General features: G+C 72.8%; 22 protein-coding genes. 6 read left to right on the top strand and 16 right to left on the bottom strand.

Annotated features, from left to right (window positions below; translation table 11 throughout):
- Nucleotides 1-194: 194 nt before the first annotated feature.
- The 5 genes from D3A60_RS06080 (at nucleotide 195) to D3A60_RS06060 (ending at nucleotide 5,211) form a co-directional block, all read left to right on the top strand.
- On the top strand, nucleotides 195-749 hold the full coding sequence (locus D3A60_RS06080) for an RNA polymerase sigma factor (protein ID WP_119717838.1): 555 nt from the start codon (nucleotides 195-197) through the stop codon (nucleotides 747-749).
- A complete protein-coding gene (locus tag D3A60_RS06075; protein ID WP_119717837.1) occupies nucleotides 746-1,717 on the top strand; it encodes a hypothetical protein in 972 nt (323 codons plus the stop codon). Before D3A60_RS06080 ends, D3A60_RS06075 begins: the two co-directional genes overlap by 4 nt.
- Nucleotides 1,714-2,301 carry an IMPACT family protein gene (locus D3A60_RS06070; RefSeq protein WP_119717836.1) on the top strand — a complete coding sequence of 196 codons (588 nt, stop codon included), beginning with the start codon at nucleotides 1,714-1,716 and terminating at the stop codon, nucleotides 2,299-2,301. Before D3A60_RS06075 ends, D3A60_RS06070 begins: the two co-directional genes overlap by 4 nt.
- Nucleotides 2,302-2,353: 52 nt before the next feature.
- Nucleotides 2,354-4,150: an ABC transporter transmembrane domain-containing protein gene (locus D3A60_RS06065; RefSeq protein WP_119717835.1), complete on the top strand. Its 1,797-nt coding sequence runs from the start codon at nucleotides 2,354-2,356 to the stop codon at nucleotides 4,148-4,150.
- 68 nt (nucleotides 4,151-4,218) lie between these two features.
- Entirely contained in the window at nucleotides 4,219-5,211 is a 993-nt protein-coding gene (locus D3A60_RS06060; protein ID WP_119717834.1) for an alpha/beta hydrolase, read from the top strand.
- Here the strand turns inward: D3A60_RS06060 and D3A60_RS06055 are convergent.
- The 9 genes from D3A60_RS06055 to D3A60_RS06015 form a co-directional block, all read right to left on the bottom strand.
- Nucleotides 5,139-6,779 (bottom strand): acyl-CoA dehydrogenase family protein, encoded by a 1,641-nt coding sequence (locus D3A60_RS06055; protein ID WP_119717833.1) that lies wholly within the window; start codon nucleotides 6,777-6,779, stop codon nucleotides 5,139-5,141. The two genes, D3A60_RS06060 and D3A60_RS06055, sit on opposite strands and share 73 nt — an antisense overlap.
- A 132-nt stretch (nucleotides 6,780-6,911) precedes the next feature.
- On the bottom strand, nucleotides 6,912-7,118 hold the full coding sequence (locus tag D3A60_RS06050) for a cold-shock protein (RefSeq protein WP_119717832.1): 207 nt from the start codon (nucleotides 7,116-7,118) through the stop codon (nucleotides 6,912-6,914).
- A 118-nt stretch (nucleotides 7,119-7,236) separates the two neighbouring features.
- Nucleotides 7,237-8,034, bottom strand: coding sequence for an S-methyl-5'-thioinosine phosphorylase (locus tag D3A60_RS06045; RefSeq protein ID WP_119717831.1), 798 nt, complete (start codon nucleotides 8,032-8,034; stop codon nucleotides 7,237-7,239).
- Between the two features lie 2 nt (nucleotides 8,035-8,036).
- Nucleotides 8,037-8,591 (bottom strand): hypoxanthine-guanine phosphoribosyltransferase, encoded by a 555-nt coding sequence (locus D3A60_RS06040; protein WP_119717830.1) that lies wholly within the window; start codon nucleotides 8,589-8,591, stop codon nucleotides 8,037-8,039.
- Nucleotides 8,588-9,586: a beta-N-acetylhexosaminidase gene (gene nagZ, locus D3A60_RS06035; RefSeq protein WP_119717829.1), complete on the bottom strand. Its 999-nt coding sequence runs from the start codon at nucleotides 9,584-9,586 to the stop codon at nucleotides 8,588-8,590. Before nagZ ends, D3A60_RS06040 begins: the two co-directional genes overlap by 4 nt.
- Nucleotides 9,587-9,599: 13 nt before the next feature.
- Complete coding sequence (locus D3A60_RS06030; RefSeq protein WP_119717828.1) at nucleotides 9,600-10,130, bottom strand: CYTH domain-containing protein; 531 nt, start codon at nucleotides 10,128-10,130, stop codon at nucleotides 9,600-9,602.
- 9 nt (nucleotides 10,131-10,139) lie between these two features.
- Nucleotides 10,140-11,492 (bottom strand): 23S rRNA (uracil(1939)-C(5))-methyltransferase RlmD, encoded by a 1,353-nt coding sequence (gene rlmD, locus D3A60_RS06025; protein ID WP_119717827.1) that lies wholly within the window; start codon nucleotides 11,490-11,492, stop codon nucleotides 10,140-10,142.
- Between the two features lie 145 nt (nucleotides 11,493-11,637).
- Nucleotides 11,638-12,249 carry a DUF1318 domain-containing protein gene (locus D3A60_RS06020; protein ID WP_119717826.1) on the bottom strand — a complete coding sequence of 204 codons (612 nt, stop codon included), beginning with the start codon at nucleotides 12,247-12,249 and terminating at the stop codon, nucleotides 11,638-11,640.
- A 29-nt stretch (nucleotides 12,250-12,278) separates the two neighbouring features.
- Nucleotides 12,279-14,339: a translocation/assembly module TamB domain-containing protein gene (locus tag D3A60_RS06015; RefSeq protein WP_119717825.1), complete on the bottom strand. Its 2,061-nt coding sequence runs from the start codon at nucleotides 14,337-14,339 to the stop codon at nucleotides 12,279-12,281.
- A gap of 34 nt (nucleotides 14,340-14,373) precedes the next feature.
- On the opposite strand from D3A60_RS06015, the gene D3A60_RS06010 reads away from it, so the two are divergent.
- Nucleotides 14,374-15,117 (top strand): response regulator, encoded by a 744-nt coding sequence (locus tag D3A60_RS06010; RefSeq protein WP_196778665.1) that lies wholly within the window; start codon nucleotides 14,374-14,376, stop codon nucleotides 15,115-15,117.
- On the opposite strand, the gene recO is transcribed toward D3A60_RS06010, so the two are convergent.
- The 7 genes from recO to D3A60_RS05975 all read right to left on the bottom strand — a co-directional run bounded on the left by recO (nucleotide 15,093) and on the right by D3A60_RS05975 (nucleotide 22,447).
- A complete protein-coding gene (recO, locus tag D3A60_RS06005) occupies nucleotides 15,093-15,923 on the bottom strand; it encodes a DNA repair protein RecO (protein WP_119717823.1) in 831 nt (276 codons plus the stop codon). The genes D3A60_RS06010 and recO overlap by 25 nt on opposite strands.
- Before the next feature lie 29 nt (nucleotides 15,924-15,952).
- The gene (gene era / locus D3A60_RS06000) at nucleotides 15,953-16,849 is read right to left on the bottom strand and encodes a GTPase Era (RefSeq protein ID WP_119717822.1); all 897 of its coding nucleotides are present in this window, start codon (nucleotides 16,847-16,849) and stop codon (nucleotides 15,953-15,955) included.
- 61 nt (nucleotides 16,850-16,910) lie between these two features.
- Nucleotides 16,911-17,603: a ribonuclease III gene (rnc, locus tag D3A60_RS05995; protein WP_119717821.1), complete on the bottom strand. Its 693-nt coding sequence runs from the start codon at nucleotides 17,601-17,603 to the stop codon at nucleotides 16,911-16,913.
- Nucleotides 17,590-17,970, bottom strand: a complete 381-nt coding sequence (locus tag D3A60_RS05990) for a DUF4845 domain-containing protein (RefSeq protein WP_119717820.1) — start codon at nucleotides 17,968-17,970, stop codon at nucleotides 17,590-17,592. Before D3A60_RS05990 ends, rnc begins: the two co-directional genes overlap by 14 nt.
- A gap of 58 nt (nucleotides 17,971-18,028) precedes the next feature.
- Entirely contained in the window at nucleotides 18,029-18,823 is a 795-nt protein-coding gene (gene lepB, locus D3A60_RS05985) for a signal peptidase I (RefSeq protein WP_119717819.1), read from the bottom strand.
- A gap of 182 nt (nucleotides 18,824-19,005) precedes the next feature.
- Nucleotides 19,006-20,799, bottom strand: coding sequence for a translation elongation factor 4 (gene lepA / locus D3A60_RS05980; protein ID WP_119717818.1), 1,794 nt, complete (start codon nucleotides 20,797-20,799; stop codon nucleotides 19,006-19,008).
- Between the two features lie 109 nt (nucleotides 20,800-20,908).
- A complete protein-coding gene (locus tag D3A60_RS05975) occupies nucleotides 20,909-22,447 on the bottom strand; it encodes a Do family serine endopeptidase (RefSeq protein WP_119717817.1) in 1,539 nt (512 codons plus the stop codon).
- Nucleotides 22,448-22,520: the final 73 nt, after the last annotated feature.

Below are 22,520 nucleotides of genomic sequence, written 5' to 3'. Positions count from 1 at the left end.
CGTTCGCCGCCATTCCTGACTCACGAGGATAACGCGCGCACCGCCGGCGACGCGGCCAACCCCGTCTGCCCGCCATGCCCGTTGATCCGAACATGGACGTTTCGACCGCCGTGCCGCTGCCGGCCTTGCCGCGGCGGCCCGGCCCCGCGCCGGGCCGCTTCCCGGGCGAGGCCCCAGCCCGTACCCTGCCCGCGATGAATGCGGCCAGCGACCCCGGCGACGACGTGCTGATGCTGGCCTGGGCCGGCGGCGACGTCGCGGCGTTCGAGGTCCTCTATGCCCGCCACCGCGGTCCGTTGTATCGCTTCCTGCTGCGACAGCTGCGCGATCCCGCGCTGGCCGACGAGTTCTTCCAGGACGTCTGGCAGCGGGTGATCGCCGCGCGCGCCGGCTGGACCCCGGACGCCGCGTTCAGGACCTGGCTGTTCCGGATCGCCCACAATCGGCTCAACGACCACTGGCGCGGCCTCAAACACCGCCCACCGGCGCCGGACGACGGCGACGAGCGCGCCGCCCGGGTCCCCGACCCGACCACGCCCGAGCGCGAGCTGTCCGACTTCGAGCAGCGCCGCCGCCTGCAGCTGGCGATGGAATCGCTGCCCGACGAGCAGCGCGAGGTGCTGCAGCTGCGGCTCGAGCACGAGCTGAGCCTGGAAGAGATCGGCGACATCACCGGCGCCGGCCGGGAAACCGTCAAGTCGCGGCTGCGGTACGCGATGGACAAGCTGCGCGCGAGATTGAACGAATGACCACGCCCCGCCACGACCCGCTGACGCCCGACGAGCGCGCGCTGGCCGACCGCCTCGCGCGGCTCGGCCCGCACGACGGCCCGTCGCCGGCACTCGACGCGCGCATCCTCGCCGCCGCGCACCGCGCGGTGGCCGGCCCCGCGCCGGCGCGGCGCGGGTGGCGGGGCTGGCTCGGCACTCCGGCCAGCCTGGTCACCGCGGTGGGCACCGCGGCCACGCTCGCGCTGGCAATCGGCGTCGTCTGGCAGCTGCGGCCGCCGGTCGACGGCGCCGCCGGCAGCGCGGCACGCGAGGCGGCCGCCGCGGCGGACGGCCCGGCCGTCGTCTTCGACACGGTGCCCAGCGCGCCGCGCCCGATGGTGATGCCGCCGCCGCCCGCCGCCGAAACGCAGCTGGCCGAAGGGCAGGACGCCACGACCCCCCGCGACGCCGCGGCACGGCAGGCGGCGGACGCCGCGTCGCAGCGCGCCGGTGCACGGGCGGCCGAGCAGCGCGCCGCGGCCGAACGGGCCGAGTCGCAGGCACGCGAGCGCACGCCGGCCGCGCCCGCGCCCGCGCCCGCCGCCGCCAGCGTCGATCAACCCGAAGCCTTCGCCGGCACGGCGGCCGACGCGGTCGCCGCGCCGGCCGCGGCGCGGCGGCCGAGCTACACGAACTCCGCGCGCGCCGTGCCGGATGCGCCGGTGCGCGCATCGGCCAAGGCGGCCGCGCCGGAGTTCACCGGCGAGGCGGCCGCAGCGTCCTCTCTGGACCGCATCGAGGTCACCGGCACGCGCATCCGCGCGGCGGGCGAACCGCTGCCGCCGCTGCACGAGGACAGCGGCCTGGACGCCGCCGACTGGCTCGAGCGCGTGCGCGCGCGCCGCGACGCCGGTGAGCTCGACGACGCGCGCGAGAGCCTGGTGCAGTTCCGCAAGGCCCATCCGCGCGTGCGCATTCCCGACGACCTCGCCGCGCTGCTGCAATGAGCCTCGACACGCTCGCCGCGCGCTGCGCGCACGCGGTCGAGATCAAGCACAGCCGGTTCATCGCACACGCCGCGCCGGTCGCGTCACCGCAGGCCGCGCTCGACTTCGTCGCCGCGGTGTCCGACCCGGCGGCGACGCACAACTGCTGGGCGTACCGCATCGGCGCGCAGTACCGCTTCAGCGACGACGGCGAACCGGCCGGCACCGCGGGGCGCCCGATCCTCGCCGCGATCGACGGCCAGGGCTACGACCGCGTCGCCGTCGTCGTCACGCGATGGTACGGCGGCGTCAAGCTCGGCGCCGGCGGCCTGGTTCGCGCTTACGGCGGGTGCGCGGCCGAGTGCCTGCGCGTGGCGGTGCGCGAGCCGCTGGTCGCGCTGGTCGACGCCACCATCGACTACGGCTTCGAGGACACCGGCGCGGTGCACGCCGCGCTCGCGCACTTCGCCGGCGAGAAGCTCGACGAACGCTTCGAGGAAGCCGGCGCCTCGCTGCGGCTGCGGCTGCCCGCGAGCGCATTGGACGCCTTGAAAGCGCAGCTTCGCGACGCCACCCGTGACCGGGTGCGGGTGCAAGCCGGCTGACGTGCCCGCGTCGCGGCTCGCCCGCGACGCCCCGACCGGTCATCCTGTGCCCATGAATTCACCCGCTCCGCCGCCCCCCAACCCGAACCCGCTGTCCAAGGCACCGCTCGGCACCCTGCGCGCGCTGTGGCCGTTCGTGCGGCGCCACCGCGGGCTGTTCGTCGCGTGGCTGGTCGCGCTGGCCGCGTCGAGCACCGCGACGCTGAGCCTGCCGCTGGCGTTCCGCACGATGATCGACCAGGGCTTCGCCGCCGGCGCCGACGGCATGGGCGGCGCAGCGATCGACCGCGCGTTCGTGCTGCTGTTCCTGGTCGCCGTGGCGCTGGCGCTGGCGACCGCCGCGCGGTTCTTCTTCGTCTCGCTGCTCGGCGAACGCGTCGTCGCCGACCTGCGCGAGCGCCTGTACGCGCACCTGATGGCGCTCGACGCCGGCTTCCACGACCGCACCCGCAGCGGCGAGCTGGTGTCACGGCTGACCGCCGACGCCGAGCTGCTGCGCAGCGTCGTCGGGTCGAGCATGTCGGTCGCGCTGCGCAGCTCGGTCACCGTGGTCGGCAGCCTGGCGATGCTGTTCGTGACCAGTCCGCGGCTGGCGGCGTACGCACTGGTCGGCATTCCGCTGGCGGTGCTGCCGATCGTGTTCGGCGGCCGCCGGCTGCAGAAGATCTCGCGATCGGCGCAGGACCGCGTGGCCGACGCCAACGCGCTGGCGTCGGAAACCCTCGGCGCGGTGCGCACGGTGCAGGCGCACGCGCGCGAGCCGTACGAGCGCGGCCGGTTCGCCCAAGCGCTGGCGACGGCGGTCGACACCGCTCGCCGGCGCATCCAGGCGCAGGCGTGGGTCACCGCGGTGGCGATTACGCTGGTGTTCGGCGCGATCACGCTGGTGCTGTGGTCGGGCGCGCACGACGTCGTCGCCGGCCGCATGACCGCCGGTACGCTCGGCCAGTTCGTGCTGTACGCGCTGATCGGCGGCGGCTCAGTCGGCGCGCTGGCCGAAGTGTTCAACGAATTGCAGCGCGCCGCGGGCGGCATGGGCCGCATCACCGAACTGCTGCAGGCCACGCCCGAGGTGCGCGCGCCAGCGGCGCCGCGCGCGCTGCCGTCGCCGCCGCGCGGCGAGATCGAGCTGGATGCGGTGACGTTCCACTACCCGATGCGCCCCGACGCGCCGGCGCTGGAGCAGTTCAGCCTGCGCGTGCGGCCGGGCGAGACCGTGGCCCTGGTCGGTCCGTCCGGCGCCGGCAAGAGCACGGTCTTCTCGCTGCTGCTGCGCTTCCACGACCCCGAGTCCGGCGCGCTGCGCGTCGACGGCATCGACCTGCGCGAGCTCGACCCGGCCGCGCTGCGCGAGGCGATCGCGCTGGTGCCGCAGCAGCCGACGATCTTCGCGACGACCGCGCGCGACAACATCCGCTACGGCCGGCTGGACGCCAGCGACGCCGAGGTCGATGCCGCCGTGCGCGCCGCACACGCCTCCGACTTCATCGCCGCGCTGCCCGACGGCCTCGGCACCGAACTGGGCGAGCGCGGCGCGCGGCTGTCGGGCGGCCAGCAGCAGCGCATCGCCATCGCCCGCGCACTGCTCAAGGACGCGCCGATCCTGCTGCTCGACGAAGCCACCAGCGCGCTCGACGCACAGAGCGAACGCGCCGTGCAGCAGGCGCTGGAGACGCTGATGGAGGGCCGCACGACGCTGGTGATCGCCCATCGCCTCGCCACCGTGCTGAAGGCCGACCGCATCGTCGTGATGGACCACGGCCGCATCGTCGCCGAGGGCACGCACGACGCGCTGCTGGCCGAGGGCGGCCTGTACGCCGAGCTCGCCAGGCTGCAGTTCCTCGACTAGCGGCGGTCGGCGGTCAACGCGCGATCTGGTCGCGCGTTGGCGGGTGGGTTGCCGCCCCGGAGTCCGCCATGGCCCTGCCCCGTTCCTTGCCGACTGCCGCGCTGCCGCTCGTGGCCGCGGCGATCGCGATGCTGCTCGCCGCGCACGCGGTCGCCGCCGATCGCGTGCGCGACGCCCTCGCCGAGCGCGGTCGCGCATCCGCGCCGACCCACGGGCTGCCGGCCGGCACCCGCGTCATCCGCGATGTCGGCTACGGCGCCGACCCGCGCCAGCGATTCGACGTGTACCGGCCGGCCGGCGCGCGCGGCGCGCCGATCGTCGTGATGGCGCACGGCGGCGGCTGGGCGTTCGGCGACAAGGCCTCGCCGGGTGTCGTCGGCGACAAGGCCGCGCACTGGCTGGCGCGCGGCGCGGTGTTCGTGTCGGTCAACTACCGGCTGCTGCCCGAGGCGCCGCCGCGCACGCAAGCCGCCGACCTCGCGCTCGCGCTCGCCGCGGTGCAGCGGCGCGCCGCCGAGTTCGGTGGCGACCCGGCGCGCGTCGTGCTGATGGGGCACTCGGCCGGCGCCCACCTGGCCGCGCTGGTCCACGCCGACCGCGCGCTGTCCGCAGCGGCCGGGGCGCGGCCGTGGCTCGGCACCGTGCTGCTCGACGGCGCCGCGCTCGACGTGCCGGCGCTGATGGCGGGCCGCCCGATGCGGCTGCACACCGACGCGTTCGGCAGCGACCCGCGCGAATGGAATGCGGCGTCGCCGCTGCACGCGCTGTCCGGGCCGACGGCGCCGCTGCTGGCGGTGTGCGCGTCGGGCCGGCGCGAGGCCTGCCCGCAGGCGAAGGCGTTCGCCCGCCGCGCGAACGCGCTGGGCGGCCGCGCCGAGGTGCTCGCCGTGCCCCTCTCGCACATGCAGATCAACCGGGATTTGGGCGCGCCAAGCCCCTACACACGCAGCGTCGATCGATTCCTGCAGGCGCTCGATCCGGGGTTCGGTCAGCCCGCGGCGCCGTCGAACACGCGCTCGACCAGCAGCCCCTCTTCGGCCAGCGCGGGCCCGGCGCCGTAGGCCAGCGCGCGCGACGGCGCGAGGCGCACCCGGCCGAACGCGTCCGCCGCCGCGTGCCCGGCGCGCTGCAGCGCCGCCGCCTGCAGCGCCAACGCGAGCGACTGCACCAGTTCGCGCGCATTGGCCTCGTCGACGTCGGCCGCGATCCGCGGCCGCAGCGCCGCGGCCTCGGCGTCGAGCCACGCGCAGCGCCCCGCGACGGCGTCGAACTCGGCGACCAGCGCCTCGGCGCAGCCGGGCTCGCGCCGCAGCGCGCGCAGCACGTCCAGGCACTGGATGTTGCCGCTGCCTTCCCAGATGGAGTTCAGCGGCGCCTGCCGATACAGCCGCGGCAGCAGCGACTCCTCGACGTAGCCTGCGCCGCCGAGGCACTCTTGCGCTTCGTTGACGAAACCCGGCGCGCGCTTGCACACCCAGAACTTGCCGATCGCGGTGGCGATGCGCGCGAACGCGGCCTCGCCCGGGTCGCGCCCGGCGCGGTCGATCGCGCCGGCGACCCGGAACGCCAGCGCGGTCGCGGCCTCCGACTCCAGCGCCAAGTCGGCGAGCACGCGGCGCATCAGCGGCTGGTCGACCAGGGCGCGCCCGAACGCGCGCCGGTGGCGCACGTGGTGCACCGCCTGCGCCAGCGCCATGCGCATCAGGCCCGCCGAGCCGAGCAGGCAGTCGAGCCGGGTCAGCATGACCATCTCGAGGATCGTCGCGATGCCGCGGCCCTCGTCGCCGACGCGGTGCGCCCAGGCGCCGGCGAACTCGACCTCGCTCGAGGCGTTCGACCAGTCGCCGAGCTTGTCCTTCAGGCGCATCAGCCGAAGCGCGTTGCGCGAGCCGTCGGGCCGCCAGCGCGGCAGCAGGAAGCACGTCAGCCCGCCCGCGGCCTGCGCGAGCACGAGGAACCCGTCCGACATCGGCGCCGAGAAAAACCACTTGTGGCCGACCAGCTCGTATTCGCCGTCGGCCGCGAGCGCCGTGGCGACCGTGGCGTTGGCGCGAACGTCGCTGCCGCCCTGCTTCTCGGTCATGCCCATGCCGAGCATGACGCCGCGCTTTGCGCCGATTGGCACGTCGCGGCCGTCGTAATGTGCCGCGATGACCTTGTCGTGCCACTCGGCCAGCGCCGGCACGGCGCGCAGCACCGGCGCGGCGGCGTGGGTCATCGTCAGCGGGCAGCTGCTGCCGGGTTCGACCTGGTAGTGCAGGAAGCTCAGCGCGGCGCGCGCGACGTGCGCGCCCGGGCCCGGCTCGGCCCACGACAGCCCGGCGACGCCGTGCTCGATCGCCGCCCCCATCACCTGGTGGTAGGCAGGGTGGAATTCGACCCGGTCGACGCGCGCGCCGCGGGCGTCGTGGGTGTGCAGACGCGGCCGGTCGCGGTGCGCGTCGATGCTTGCCGCGTACATCGTGTCGCCGGCGAGCGCGCCGTAGCGCGCCAGCCGCTCGACGAAGGCGCCGCCACCTTCGCGCAGCACCGCCTCGCGCAATGCGACGTCGTCGCGCCACAGGTCGCGCGGGGGGAACGGCGGCGGCTGGTTGTCGACGACGTGCGTGGCGAACGGCGGCAGGCTCATCGCGGCGCGACTCCGGTCGGGTGTGGCCGGACTCTAGCGCAGCGCCGCGCGCGGCGACGGCCGGCGCGCGCATGAAAAAAGCCCCGCCTGGGCGGGGCTTTCAAGAGGCTGCGTGTGCGTCGCCGCGCGGCCTCAGGCCACCGGCACCACGCCCGACGCCTGGGCACCCTTCGGCCCCTGGGTCAGTTCGAAGCTGACGCGCTGGCCTTCCTGCAGACTGCGGAAGCCCTTGGAGTTGATCGCGGAGAAGTGCACGAATACATCCGCGCCGCCGTCTTCCGGCGAGATGAAGCCGAAGCCCTTGGCGTCGTTGAACCATTTCACGGTGCCGTACTGCATATCCTGGATGACCTCATGCTGGGTGCGATGATGCGCGCCCTCGCCGGCATGGGTCGGGCGCGAGGCGAGTATGCCTGCACCTGAACGGAGCGCAACACTCCGCGTCGTGCGAAAACGGTTACGGCTGCAACGGTCCGCGCGCGAGCATCGACCGCAGCACGGCGGGCACGCCGGACGACGCAGCCGCGACGTTGTCGAGCACGTCCTGCAGCGTGATCACTTCGTCGGGATCGGGCCCGGCGCCCGCCGCCCAGTTCGCAACAATCGCAAGGCACGCGTAGTGCAGGCCCAACTCGCGCGCGAGCCCGGCCTCGGGCATCCCGGTCATGCCGACCAGGTCGCAGCCATCGCGCCGCATGCGCGCGATCTCGGCGCGCGTCTCCAGACGCGGGCCCTGCGTGGCGCCATAGCAGCCGCCGTCGACCAGCGCGACGCCGGCGTCCGCGGCGGCCTCGAGCACGCGCGCGCGCAGCGACGGCGTGTACGGGTCGCCGAAGTCGACGTGCAGCACCTCGCCACCGAGTCGACCGTCGGCCTCGACTTCGCAGATCGTCGAGACGCGGCCCCAGGTGTAGTCGATCAGCTGGTCGGGGCAGCCGAGCACGCGCGGGCCGAAGCGCTCGGTGATGCCGCCGACGGTGTTCAGCGCGAGCACGTGCGACGCGCCGAGCGCCTGCAGCGCGGCGAGGTTGGCGCGGTAGTTGATCTGGTGCGGCGGGACCGAATGGCCTTCGCCATGGCGCGCGAGGAAGGCGACGCGGTGGCCGTCGAGCGTGCCGATCCGGATCGGCCCGGACGGCGCGCCGTAGCGCGTGACCGGCTGGTGGGATTCGACGTCCTGCAGCTCGGCCAGCCGGTACAGGCCGGTGCCGCCGATCACGGCCAGCGCCAGCGGCGGATGGGTCGGGGTGCTCATGCTCAGTCCTTCAGCGCGTAGATCGCCGGCAGGTTGCGGCCCTGCTCGTGGAAATCCATGCCGTAGCCGAACACGTAGCGGTCCGGCACCTCGACGCCCACGTAGTCGGCGCAGATGCCCGCGACGCAGCGGTCGTGCTGCTTGACCGCGAGCGCGGCGATGCGGACCTCGCTCGCGCCTTCGGCCAGGCACCAGTCGCGCACCGCCAGCAGGGTGTGGCCCTCGTCGAGGATGTCGTCGGCCAGCAGCACGCGCCGGCCGCGCAGCGGCGTCGCCGGCCGGTGCTTCCACACCAGCTCTCCGCCCGACGTGGCGCCGCGGTAGCGGGTCGCATGCAGGTAGTCGAACTCGAGGTCGACGCCGTGCGCGCCGACCGCCATCGCCAGCTGCGCAGCGAACGGCAGGCCGCCGTGCATGACGGTCAGGTACACCGGCACGCTGCCGGCGAAATCGCGGGCGACGTCGGCGGCCATCCGCGTGATCGCCTGCTCGAGCGCCGCGCGGTCGAACACGACCTCGGCATTGGCCAGCGCATCGGCCAGCCGCGGCGCGGTCATGCCAGCCCCTCGAGGCGGCCGCGCGCGGCGCTGTAGCGTGCGTCGGCGAGCAGGCCGTCCCAGGTCATCGGCCCGCGCGCGAGCAGGTTGGCGACCGCCATCGTGTCGAGCGTGCGGCCTTCGACCGCCTTCAGCGATTCCTCCGCCAGCTCCGGGTGGCAGACCAGCACCACGTCGCAGCCGGCGTCCAGGTGCGCGTCGACGCGCGCCTTGATGCCGCCGACCGAGAACGCCGCGGCCATGCCGATGTCGTCGCTGAACACCACGCCGCGGAAGCCCATGTCCTCGCGCAGGATCTCCTTGATCCAGCGCGGCGAGTAGCCGGCCGGCTCCGGCGCGACGGCCGGGTACGCGACGTGCGCCATCATCACCGCGTCGGCCTTGGCCTCGATGCCGGCGACGAACGGGACCAGGTCGTGCGCGCGCAGTTCGTCGAGCGAACGCGGGTCGGACGCGTGGTCGAAGTGCGTGTCCTCGCGCACCGAGCCGTGGCCGGGAAAGTGCTTCAGCGTCGCGGCCATGCCGGCGGCGTGCATGCCGCGCACGTAGGCACGGGTGAACTCGGCGACGACCTGCGGCGACTCGGAGAACGAGCGGTCGCCGATCGCCAAGTTGCCGTGGCCGACGTCGACGACCGGCGCGAAGCTCAGGTCGACGCCGCTGGCGCGCACCTCGCTGGCCATCAGCCACGCGTGCTCCTCGGCCAGCGCCAAGGCGGCCTGCGGATCGCGGGCATACCGCCGTCCGAAGCCGTCCAGCGGCGGCAGCGCGCTGTAGCCGTCGTCGCGGAAGCGCTGCACCCGGCCGCCTTCCTGGTCGACGCAGACCAGCTGCGGGCGCGGTGCGGCCTCGCGGATCGCCTGCGACAGCTCGGCCACCTGGGCGCGCGATGCGTAATTGCGCTTGAACAGGATCACGCCGGCGCACGCGTCGTGCTGCAGCCAGTCGCGCTCCTGCGCGGTCAGTTCGGTGCCGGCGACGCCGATTACGAGCATTGCGGATTCTCCATCACGGTGCGGCGCCCGACTGCTCCGCCCCGCTCCACTGCGAGTACGGCCGCGAGGCCAGGGCCAGATTGTAGTAGCGGGGGCTGTCGGTCACTTCACGACCGGCCCAGTCGGGCATCGCGAACACCGCGTCGGCGGACTCGAGTTCGATCTCGGCCACGACCAGCCCGGCGTTGTCGCCGAGGAACTCATCGACCTCCCACAGCCGCCCTTCGAACTCGACGTAGTGCCGACGCTTGTCGACCAGCCCACCGATGCACAGCGCCAGCAGCCCGCGCGCGTCATCGACGGGGATCGGGTAGTCGAACTCCTGCCGGGTGTGGCCCAGCTCGCGCGACTTGAGGTTGAGGTAGGCTTGGTCGTCCTGGATGCGCACGCGCACCGACGCCTTCATCGCGGGGCGGCCGTCGGCCGCCGCGTCCATCGCCGCGAGGTCGTTGAGGTAGCCCTGCGCCATCGGCACGACCTTGTGCGCGGCCGCGCGCCAGCCGTCGCCGTTGACCAGGAACTTGCGTTCGATCTCGATGCCCATCGCGTGTCCTCAGGCCGGCTCGAACACGGCGATCGACTCGACGTGCGCGGTGTGCGGGAACATGTCCATGACGCCGGCGGCCGCCAGCCTCCAGCCCTTCTCGTTGACGAGGTAGCCGGCATCGCGCGCCAGCGACGCGGGGTGGCAGCTGACGTAGACGATGCGCTTGAACTGCTTCAGCGGCAGCTGGGTCAGCACGAAATCGGCGCCCGAGCGCGGCGGATCGAGCAGCAGCCGGTCGAATCCCTCGCGCATCCACGGCTGGTCGCTGAGGTCCTTGCCGAGGTCGGCCGCGTGGAACTGCGCGTTGGCGATGCCGTTGCGCTCGGCGTTCTCGCGTGCGCGACGGACGAGGCCGGCCTCGCCCTCGACACCGACGACCTCGCGCACTTCACGCGCCAGCGGCAGGGTGAAGTTGCCGAGGCCGCAGAACAGGTCGAGCACGCGGTCGCCCGGCTGCGCGTCGAGCAGGTCGAGCGCCGAGCGGATCATCTTGCCGTTGAGGCCGGCGTTGACCTGGATGAAGTCGAGCGGCCGGAACGCGAACGACAGGTTCCACTGCGGCAGCGAAAACGCCAGCTGCGGATCGGCCGGCCACAGCGGGTGGACGCTGTCGACGCCACCGGGCTGCAGGAAGATCGCCATCCGGTGGTGCTGGCCGAACGCGACCAGCGCGGCGAGGTCGCGCTCGGACAGCGGCATCAGGTGGCGGAACGTCAGCGCGACCCCATCGAACTCCGGCGTGGCGTCGCCGGCGATGAACTCGATCTGCGGAATGTCGCGGCGGCCGTCCATCGCGTCGACCAGCGCCGACAGCGCGGCGATGCGCGAACCGATCTCCGGGATGACGGTGTGGCACTCGCCGATGTCGGCGACGAAGCGCGGGTCGACCTCGCGGAAGCCGACCAGGGTCTTGTCCTTCTTCTCCACGCGCCGCACCGAGAACCGGCCCTTGCGGCGGTAGCCCCAGGCGGCGTCGGTAAGCGGCGGCAACACCCGGCCAGGCGTCACGTGGCCGATGCGCTCGAGGTTCTCCATCAGCACGCGCTGCTTGGCGTTGATCTGCTTCGACTCGTCGTAGTGCTGCAGCGCGCAGCCGCTGCACGTGCCGAAGTGCGGGCAGCGCGGCGCGACGCGCTCGGGCGCGGCACGCAGCACGTCGACGGTGCGCGCCTCGTCGAAGCTGCGGTGGCGCCCGGTCTGCACCGCGACCACCCGTTCGCCGGGCAGCGCGCCGGCGACGAACACCGCCTTGCCGGCCTCGCCCGGGGACTTCGGATCCGGCCGGCGGGCGACGCCGCGGCCGTCGTGGGTCAGGTCGGTGATGTCTACTTCGAACGGGGTCTGGTCGATGCGGGCCACGGAGCTCGGCGGGGGACAGCGAATGGCCGCGTATTGTCGCAGATGCCGCCGGCGCGACCGGCGCGACGCGATCCGGCGCGCCTGCACCCTGCCAAACGCAGACGGCCCGCCGAAGCGGGCCGTCCGGGATCGACTGCAGCGCGCCTTATTTCTGCTTCCAGGCGCCGCCGCTCTGGTACCACCAGCCGTCGCGGGCGCTGGCGATCCACTGCTTGGCAAAGACGTCGCGGATCTGCGCCTCCCACTCCGGGTGTCCGTTGGCGACCGCGACCTCGCGGTACACCGCCTTGCGGTCGCGGTTGTCGTCGGCCACGGCCTGGTTCACCGCGACCCGGTCCTTGAGCTCGAGCTTGCCGGCGTCGCGAACCACGATCGTGCCGTCGCTGGCGAAGCCGAGCGCGCCGGCATCGAAGCCCGTCCGCAGCTGGGCGTCGAAGCGCGCGGCCATGCGGGCCTGGATCGCCTGGATCGCCGGGGTCTTGATCGTGATGTCGGGCTGGCCCTGCGCGTGGGCGGCGCCGATGCCGACCAGCGACAGGAAGTCGATGCGCGCGAGCGCGTCGACCGGCGACGGCAGCGACGCACTCCCGCCCGGCGTCGGCGGCGCGGGTGCCGGCGGGGACACTTCGTCACCGATGACCTTCTCGACGAATTCCTTCGCCGCTTCCTTGGCCTCCGCGGCCGGGAAGTACACGTTGATCGTGACGCACGCCGTCAGCAGCACGGCGGTTGCGGGAATCCCCATCCAACGACGCATGACCTTCTCCTGTGAATGACGGCCGGCGGTCACTCGACCACCGGCTTGACGTCGCCGCTGCCGACCGCGGCGAGGCGCTCGAGCAGCGTCGGCCAGTCGACGCGGCGGTTGAAGCCGACCACGGTCAGGCGTGGCAGGCCCGACCCCTCGACGATAATAAAGCCCTCGCCCGCTGAACCCAGTCCATCCATCGTGCAGACCTCGTCGGCCAGCGCGCAGGAAATGCCGATGCGGCGGTAGCCGAAGTCGTCGAACAGCCCGATCAGCTGGCCCTGCAGGCTGGTCACGAACGAGGCGTCACCGACGCTGGAGATGTTCTGCACGGCGCGCTGGCTGATGCGCTGGCGCACGCGCGCGCGGCGCGCGGCGTCGCGGTCGGAATGGAGTTCCGCGTTGAAGGCGACCGGCGTCCAGTCGACCAGACGGACGCCGGCGAGCGTACCGTCGAGGCGCCCGGTGATGGCGCCGAAGCCGAACACGCCGGTCAGCGCCTCGAGGTCCAGGTCGTTGAACGCGACGTCCGCCGACAGCGTCGGCGCGACCCCGAACGGCCGCTCCATCGCCAGCGCCGACACCTGCACCTGCCCGCCGAACACCCCCATCGACAGGCCGCCGTCGAACTGCAACTGGTCGTTGGCGTAGCGCGCGCTCGGGATCACCCCGGTCAGCTCGCCGGTGAACGCAGGCCAGTCGAGCGTCTTCGCCAGCTGGCCGACGTCGAGTTCGTCGAGGCTGAGGCCGAACTCGAGCTCCATCCCGCGCTCGCCCGCGCGCGGACGCAGGCTCAGGTGATCGAACGTCGCGGTGCCGCCGAGGATCGGCACGCGGGCCGGCTCGCGCAGCCGCAGCAGTCCATCGGCACTGCTGAACGCGAGCCGCGAACCCTCGAACGCCAGTCCGTACAGCGCGCCGCTGCGCCAGCGCAGCGCGCTGTCGACCGGCGCGCCGCCCGAGAAGCGAACCTCGCCGTCGAGACCGTCGAACACGAAGCGCCCGTCCGGGTCGTCGACGTCGGCGTCGTGCAGCGCCAGCTCCGCCGTCTGCAGTGCGCTGCCGGCCACGGTCAGGTTCGCGTCGGCGGACCCGCGCAGCTGCAGCGCGGACAGCCCGGCGCTGCCGAGCCAGCCGCTCAGGTAGCCGTCGCGCAGCGTCGACAGGTCGTCGCTGCGCGCCTGCATCGTGAGCGCGTCGAGCCCGCCGCCATCGCCGATGCGCGCACTGCCGGTCGCGCGCAGCAGCCCGCCGTCGCTCCACGCGAAGCGCGGGATCGCCCAGCCGCCGCCGGCGAGCGCCTCGGCGCGCAGCGACACGTCGACCGGCCGCTGCTCCAGCGCGAGGTACGTCGTGCCGAACAGCGCCTCGCCGCCGATCAGCTGGCCCTGCAGGTCGACGACTGTCCGCGGCCCAAACGTGACGTCGACCTTGAGCCGCGCGCCGAGCCCCTGCGCGGCGATCGTGCCGTCGGGCGTGTCCAGCGACAGCCCGCGCAGCCGCAGCGGACCGCTCAGGCGCACCGGTCCGCCGGACGGGGTGGCCAGGCGGAACTCGGCATCGCCGTCGCCGCCGGTCAGCCGCGCGTCGGGCCACGCCGGCGCGAGCAGCGCCTGGGTCCACGCCAGCGGCACGCGGGCGAGGTCGATGCGGGTGACGTCCGGGGTGCGCGCGTCGCGGCGGACCGCGATCGATGAGTCGCCGCGCACCAGTCGCGCGTCGGTGCCCGCATCGTCGATGTCGATCGCCAGCCGGAACGGCGCGCCGCGGCCGCTGCGCACGGTGCCGTCGCAGCGCCAGCCGCCGCGCCCGTCGCGCTGCAGTGGGCAGCGCCAGTCGACGTCGCGGAAGCGGTAGCCCAGATCCGGCGCATCCAGGCGCGCGGCCTGCAGGCGGAGCTCGCCAGACGCCGCGCTCGCCGGCCAATCGAGGCGCACCCGCACGCCCTCGAGCGTCGCCGCCGGCGTGACCACGCGCGCGATGCGCGCCGTCGCCGAGCGCGCCTGCGCCTCGCCGCCGGCGATCGACATGCCCAGCAGCACGAGCCCCAGCGCACACGCGCGCAGGCTCGGCAGCGGGATTACCATCGGGCGCGACATGGACATCAGCATAGCGACGGAGCGCGAGCACGCCATGAACCTTCCGACGGGCGATCTGCCGCGCATCCTGCTGGTCGAGGACGACGCCGTGAGCCGCGCCTTCCTCGCCGCGGCGGCGGAGGCGACGCCGGCACGCGTCGACAGCGCCGACAGCATTCACGCCGCGGTGACGCTGGGCGCGCGGCACCGCTACGCACTGTGGCTGGTCGACGCGAACCTGCCGGACGGCCGCGGCGTCGAGCTGCTCGCGCGCCTGCGTGCGGACGATGCGCACGCCGCCGCCGTCGCGCACACCGCCGACACGACCCGCGCCGCCGCCGACGGGCTGATCGGTGGGGGCTTCAGCGAAGTGCTGGTCAAACCGCTGCCCGCCGCCGCGGTGCAGGCGGCGATCCGGCGGGCACTGGGGCGGCCCCCAGGCAGCCCGGTATCGACCGACCTGGCGGCGCTCGGGCCCAAGCTACCGGTCTGGGACGACGCCGCGGCCGCACGCGCGCTGGCCGGCAACGCCGCGCATGTGGCGACGCTGCGCGGGCTGTTCCTAGGTGAACTGCCGGGCGTCGTCGACCGCATCGAGCGCGCCGCAGCGACCGGCGATGCCGAGTCGATCAGCGCCGAGCTGCATAAACTGCGCGCCAGCTGCGGCTTCGTTGGCGCGGCGCGTCTGGCCGCGGCCGCGCAGGCGCTGGGCACCGGACCGCGCTCGGACGCGCTGCTCGCCCGCTTCCGCGAGGCAGCACGCGACACCGTCGATCAGGCGCCTTCGCCGTCGGGGTGAGCGCCGCCTTCCGCGGCACCGTTAGCCGGGTCGTCCGTGGGCCCGACTGCGGCGACGGCGGGCGCACCGCCGGGTGCTTCGCGACGCGACACCCGCGCCAGGTCGCCGATCAGCTCCCACGACTTGAGCCCGCGTGGCCCGAGGTGATGGGCCAGCACGCCGCGCATCGCGCGGCGCAGGCTGGCGAGGTCGTCGATCGACGGCATGCGGTCCGCGGCAACCGCGAGCAGCGCGCGTCCGGTCGCCGCCTCGCTGCGGTCGGCGCGGCCGCGATCGCTCAGCAACCGGCGCGGCCCGTGCTCGGGGTCGAGCCGGTAGCGCGCCGCCGGGTCGATGTCGGCGCCGTCGCCGTCGCTGGCCCAGTCGAAGCCGACGCCGAGCGCGTCGAGCAGGTCGCGTTCGAAGCGCCGCAGCGTCCACGCCAGCGGCTCCTGCGCGCGCAGGCGCTCTCGCGTGATCGCGTACGCGTGGTACAGCTCGGGCGACGGATCGTGGCGCGGCGCCAGGCGCAGGGTCAGCTCGCTGACGTAGAAGCCGGCCAGCATCGCCTCGCCGAGCAGGCGCGGCGCGGCGTCGATGGCTTCGGCGGCGGTCAGCCGTGCGAGTTCGCCGTGCTGCACGGCATCGAAGCGGATCGCCTGCAGCGGCTGCAGCGCGGCGCGCAGCAAGTGGCGCTTGGGCGTCTGCACGCCGCGCGCGACCAGCCCGATGCGGCCGTGCTGCTCGCTCAGCACTTCGACCAGCAGGCTGGTCTCGCGCCACGGCCGCGCGTGCAGGACGAAGGCGGGTTCGGCCTGGTAGCGCATCGGTCAGCGCGCGCGGGTAATCGCGGCGATCAGTCGTGGTAGCCGAACGCGCGCAGCGCGGCTTCGTCGTCCGACCAGCCCTCGCGCACGCGCACCCACGTCTCGAGGAACACCTTGGCGCCGAACAGTTTTTCCATCTGCTGGCGCGAGCGCGAGCCGATCTCGCGCAGCCGCTCGCCGCCCTTGCCGATCACGATCGCCTTCTGGCCGTCGCGTTCGACCCACACCACCGCGCCGATGCGCAGCATTGTGCCGTCGACCTCGAACTTCTCGATCTCGACCGTGGTCGCGTACGGCAGCTCTTCGCCGAGCTGGCGCATCAGCTGCTCGCGCACCATCTCGCCGGCGAGGAAGCGCTGGCTCTTGTCGGTGATCTCGTCCTCGCCGTAAAGGGCGTCCTGCTCGGGCACTAGGGCCAGCAGCGTCTTGACCAGCGGGTCGAGGCCGCTGCGCTTGAGCGCCGAGACCGGGTGCACGCCGGCGAAGTCGCGGCCCTCGCTGACCTTGGCCAGGTACGGCAGCAGCGCGGCCTTGTCCTTGATCTTGTCGACCTGGTTGACCACCAGCACGACCGGCAGGCCGGCCTTCTTCAACGCGTCGAACGCGAGCGCGTCCTCGTCGTCCCACCGCCCGGCGCGGACCACCAGCAGCGCGGCGTCGACGCCCTCCAGCGCGCCGCGGGCCGCACGATTCATCCAGCGGTTCATCGCGCGCTTCTGTTCGCGGTGGATGCCGGGCGTGTCGACCAGCAGCAGCTGGCCCTCGGGGAACGTGGCGATGCCGAGCAGCTGGTGGCGCGTGGTCTGCGGGCGGCTCGAGGTGATGCTGACCTTGGCGCCGACCAGCGCGTTGACCAGCGTCGACTTGCCGACGTTCGGGCGCCCGATCACGGCCACGTGGCCGGCGCGGTGGGGGGAGGTAGTCATGCGGGGATTGTACCGGCTGGGCCGCGAAGGCCGGCCCGATCAGGCGCTGCCGAAGCGCGGCTCAGCGTGCGCCGCGCGGCGGGTCGACGAGGGCCAAGGCCGCGTCGGCGGCGATCTGCTCGGCCGCCCGGCGCGAACCGCCCTCGCCCTCGGTGGCCAGCGGCGGCTGCAGCAGCTCGCAGCGCACGCGGAACTGCTTGGCGTGCTCCTCGCCCGACTCGGACAGCAGGGTGTACACCGGCAGCGGCTTCTGCCGGCCCTGCAGCCATTCCTGCAGCCGGGTCTTGGCGTCCTTGCCGACCTTGTGCGGCGGCGGCAGCGCGGCCATCGCCGGCTCGAACCACGGCAGCACGGCGGCGCGGCAGGCCTCGAAGCCGGCATCGAGGTAGATCGCCGCGACCAGCGCCTCAACCGCATCGGCGAGGATCGAATCGCGGCGGTGACCGCCGGATTTCATCTCGCCCGGGCCCATCGTCAGCCGCGGGCCGAGGTCGAGTTCACGTGCGATGGACGCCAGCGCCGATTCGCGCACCAGCTCGGCGCGGGCGCGGGTCAGCGCGCCTTCGTCGACCTGCGGCCAGCGCGCGTACAGCGCCTCGGCGATGAACAGGTTGACGAGCGCGTCGCCGAGGAATTCGAGGCGCTCGTTGTGCGGGCTGCCGGCGCTGCGGTGGGTCAGCGCCTGCGCCAGCAGCTCGGGCCGGCCGAACGCCGGCGCCGTCAGGGAGTGGCGACTGGGGTCACTCGATCCCACTGCGACGGCTCAGTTCCTTTTCGGCGTGGAACACGCCGACCACGTCGAGGTTGGCGATCAGCGGCTTACGCACTTCGTAGTCGACCGTCATCATCCAGCCGGCTTCCTTGCGCGTGACCTTGACGTTCTCGGTCTTGATGTTGTCGGCGTAGCTGATGTACAGGCGGCGGAAGAACAGGTCCTTGAGCTTCGCCGGGTCCTTCTCGGCGACGCCCGGCTCGCTGGCCAGCCCGTTCAGCGCCTGCTTGACCGCGTAGTACTCGGAGTACATCGGGATCAGCTTCATGCCCATGTACACGAACACGCCGACCACGCCCAGGACCAGGATGAACCCGATCAGGGTCATGCCGCTCTGCTTACCTTTCATCCCCTTGCTCTCCCCAGTTGTGTGGCGTGTCGCCAGTCGACGCGTCGCGCGCCTGATCTTACGGAATGCGGCTGCCGATGCGACCGAAGTCGACACCGCCGGCGCGCCGGTCGAAGTTCATCCAGATCAGGAACGCCTTGCCGCGCAGGTTACGCTCCGGCAGGAAGCCCCAGTATCGGCTGTCCTCGCTGTTGTCGCGATTGTCGCCCATCACGAAATAATGGCCCGGCGGGACCACCCACTCGCCCTCGCCCTGGTCGAGGAACGGCAGGTCCTCGCGCTCGAGGACGTCGTGGGTGCGGCCGGGCAGCTGTTCGGCCAGCAGCGAGGCGCCGGTCATCTCGGTGCCGTTGCCGGTGCCCTCGAACGGCCCCTTCAGTTCGTATGGCAGCACCGTCCCGTTCACCGACACCTGGTTGTCGCGGTAGGCGATCCGGTCCCCGGGCAGCCCGATCACGCGCTTGATCCAGTCCTGGTCGGGGTGGTGCGGCGGGCGGAACACCACCACGTCGCCGCGCTCCGGCTCGCCCAGCGGCACGACCTTGTGGTTGTTGATCGGCAGGCGCAGGCCGTAGGTGAACTTGTTGACCAGGATGAAGTCGCCGGTCAGCAGGGTCGGCATCATCGAGTTCGACGGGATCCGGAACGGCTCGGCGATGAAGCTGCGCAGCACCAGCACGATCACCAGCACCGGGAAGAACGCCTTGGAGTAGTCGACGACCACTGGCTCGCCGCCTTCGTCGAGCAGGCCGGCGCCGGCCGCGCGGCGCTTGGCCAGGAACAGCGCATCGATCAGCCAGACCAGGCCGGTGAACGCGGTCAGGACGACCAGGGCGATTTCAAACCAACGCATGCGCGCTCCTTTGGAGCAGAAATCCAGATTGGAAAATGCCGGGAGCATCGAGCGGGCCCGCGCCTCGGCGGAGCGCGGCCGGGCCCGGCCTGGCGAGCATAGCGGCGGACCCGCGGCCGGTCACAGTCGCGGACCGCTCCGCTCCGGTCGAGCCGGCGGAACCGCGCGCGCGACCCATGCGCCTACTTGTTGTCAACCTGCAGCACCGCGAGGAAGGCTTCCTGCGGGATCTCGACGCGGCCGACCTGCTTCATCCGCTTCTTGCCCTCTTTCTGCTTCTCGAGGAGCTTCTTCTTGCGGCTGATGTCGCCGCCGTAGCACTTGGCCAGCACGTTCTTGCGCATCGCCTTGACCGTCGAACGGGCGATCACCTGCGAACCGATCGCGGCCTGGATCGCCACGTCGAACATCTGCCGCGGGATCAGCTCCTTCATGCGCTCGCACAAGTCGCGGCCGCGGCGGTCGGCGTGGCTGCGGTGGGTGATGATGCTCAGCGCGTCGACCTTGTCGCCGTTGATCAGCGTGTCGACGCGCACGAACGGGCCGGCGTCGAAGCGCAGGAAGTGGTAGTCCAGCGACGCGTAGCCGCGGCTGACCGACTTGAGCTTGTCGAAGAAGTCCAGCACGACCTCGGCCATCGGCAGCTCGTAGCTGATCTGCACCTGGCCGCCCATGTACTGGATGCCGATCTGGCTGCCGCGCTTCTCCTCGCACAGCGTGATCACGTTGCCGACGTAGTCCGGCGGCGTGAGGATGTTGGCGCGGATGATCGGCTCGCGGATCTCCTCGACCTGGTTCACCGGCGGCAGCTTGGCCGGGTTGTCCATCGGCACGATCGTGCCGTCGGTCTTGAGCACCTCGTAGATCACCGTGGGCGCGGTGCTGATCAGGTTGAGGTCGTACTCGCGCTCCAAGCGCTCCTGCACGATTTCCATGTGCAGCATGCCGAGGAAGCCGCAGCGGAAGCCGAAGCCCATCGCCTCCGAGCTCTCCGGCTCGAAGCGCAGCGCGGCGTCGTTGAGCCGCAGCTTCTCGAGCGCCTCGCGCAGGTCCGGGTAGTCCTCCGCGTCGACCGGGAACAGGCCCGCGAACACGCGCGGCTGCATCTCCTGGAAGCCCGGCAGCGGCTTCGGCGCCGGATCGCCGGCCAGCGTCAGCGTGTCGCCGACCGGCGCGCCGTGGACGTCCTTGATCGAAGCGTGCACCCAGCCGACCTCGCCCGCGCCGAGCTTGGTCAGCTCCTTGCGCTTGGGCGTGAACACGCCGACCTTGTCGACCTGGTGGGTGCGGCCGGTCGACATCACCAGCAGCTTGTCGCCGGGCTTGATCTCGCCCTGCATTACGCGCACGAGGCTGACCACGCCGAGGTAGTTGTCGAACCACGAGTCGATGATCAGCGCCTGCAGCTTGTCGGTGTCGCGCGGCTTCGGCGGCGGGATGCGCTGCACGATCGCCTCGAGCACGTCGACGATGTTGAGACCGGTCTTGGCGCTGATCGCGACCGCGTCCTCGGCGTCGATGCCGATCACCGCTTCGATCTCGGCCTTGACCTTGGGGATGTCGGCCGTCGGCAGGTCGATCTTGTTGATCACCGGCACGACTTCCAGCCCCTGCTCGACCGCGGTGTAGCAGTTGGCGACCGACTGCGCCTCGACGCCCTGCGCGGCATCGACGACGAGCAGCGCGCCTTCGCACGCGGCCAGCGAACGGCTGACCTCGTAGCTGAAGTCGACGTGGCCGGGCGTGTCGATGAAGTTCAGGAAATAGGTCAGCCCGTCCTTGGCCTTGTACGGCAGCGACACGGACTGCGCCTTGATGGTGATGCCGCGCTCGCGTTCGATCGGATTGGAGTCGAGCACCTGCGCTTCCATCTCGCGGGCCTCGAGGCCGCCGCAGAGCTGGATGATGCGGTCGGCCAGGGTCGACTTGCCGTGGTCGACGTGGGCGATGATGGAAAAATTACGGATCTGCTGCATGCGTGGGCGACAACGCGCCGGGGGACCTGGGAGGTAACGGGCAATTATCGCACACGCATTCAGTGGCCCTGCCGCCGCGGGTTGGCGGCAGGGCCTCACGGGCCGGGGATCAACCGGCGCCGCGCGCGCCGTCGGCCGTCACGGCCACGAACTGGGTCGCGCCACCGCGCCGGACCAGAAGCATCACCGTCTGGCCGGCGCGGACCGGCGCCAGCTCGCGATTGAGGTCGGCCACGCTGCCGACGCTGTTGCGCCCGACCGCCAGCACCACGTCGCCGGACTGCAGGCCGGCCTCGATCGCCGCCTCGCCGGTGACGCGCGCCAGGCGGACGCCCTCGCCCGCCTGCAGGCCGAGGCGCTGGCGCTCGGCCGTGGCCAGGTCCTGCGCGACCAGGCCGAGTGCATTGGTGGCCGGTGAGGGCGCGGCCGGCGCGTTCGGCGCCGGGGTGTCGACCGCGCCGCCGGCGAGGCCTTCGTCGAGCTCGTCGAGCACCACCGTGATGTCGCGCGGCTTGCCGTCGCGCAGCACGCCCAGCCGCACCTTCGAGCCAGGCGACATGCCGCCGATCAGCGGCGGCAGGTCGCTGGAGACATTCACCGGGCTGCCGTTGACCGAGCGGATCACGTCGCCGCGCTGCAAGCCGGCCTTCGCCGCGGCGCCGCCGGCGACCAGGTCCGCGACGAGGGCGCCGCTGGTGTCGGGCAGCCCCAGCCCACGCGCGGACTCGCTGGTGATCTGCTGCACCTGCACGCCGAGCTGGCCGCGGCTGACCCGGCCGGTGCGCTTGAGCTGGTCGACCGCGCTCATCGCCACGTCGATCGGGATCGCGAAGCTCACGCCCATGTAGCCGCCGGAGTTGCTGAAGATCTGCGAATTGATGCCGACTACTTCGCCGCTGGTGTTCAGCAGCGGGCCGCCCGAGTTGCCGCGGTTGATCGCGACGTCGGTCTGGATGAAGGGCACGTAGCGCTGGTCCGCGTACGGATTGCTGCGACCGACCGCGCTGACGATGCCGGCGGTGACCGACTGGTCGAGGCCGAACGGCGAGCCGATCGCGACGACCCACTGGCCGGGCTTCAGGCGGTCGGAATCGCCGGTGCGCAGCATCGGCAGGCCCTTGGCATCCACCTTGAGCAGCGCCACGTCGGACTGCGCATCGCTGCCGACGACCTTCGCCGCCAGCTCGCGCCGGTCATTGAGCCGGACCGTCACCGTGTCGGCGCCTGCGACCACGTGGTGGTTGGTCAGGATGTAGCCGTCGGCCGAAATCAGGAACCCGGTGCCCAGCGAGGTGCCCCCGCCGCGCGGCATGCGCGGGCCGCCCTGGCCCGGGCCGCCCGGACCACCCGGGATCGGCAGATCGTCGCCGAAGAAGCGGCGGAAGAACTCGGGGATCTCCGCTTCGTCCGGCATCTGCCCGCGCACGGCGCGGCGCGGCGCGGACTCGGCGCTGACGCTGACGACGGCCGGGCCGACCTGGTCGACCAGCCTGGTGAAGTCCGGCAGGCCGGTGACGATCGGCGCGGCGGGCACGGCGGTCGGCGCCGGCGCGCGCGCCTCGGCGGGCGGCTGCTGCGCGGTGCACGCGATGGGGAGCGTGGCGGCCAGCAGGCCGAGCACGGCGATGGTGCGGAGCGGGCGGTTCATGCGATCGGCCTCGAAAGGAGCGATGGACAGGGGAATGGCATTGGGCAGCGCGCGGCGCGGGCGCCACGCGCGA

The organism is Cognatilysobacter tabacisoli (assembly GCF_003586305.1).
In the GTDB taxonomy this organism is placed as follows: Bacteria; Pseudomonadota; Gammaproteobacteria; order Xanthomonadales; family Xanthomonadaceae; genus Cognatilysobacter_A; species Cognatilysobacter_A tabacisoli.
Note: the sequence above shows the minus strand (reverse complement) of the source record. Positions and strands in the feature narration are given on the sequence as shown.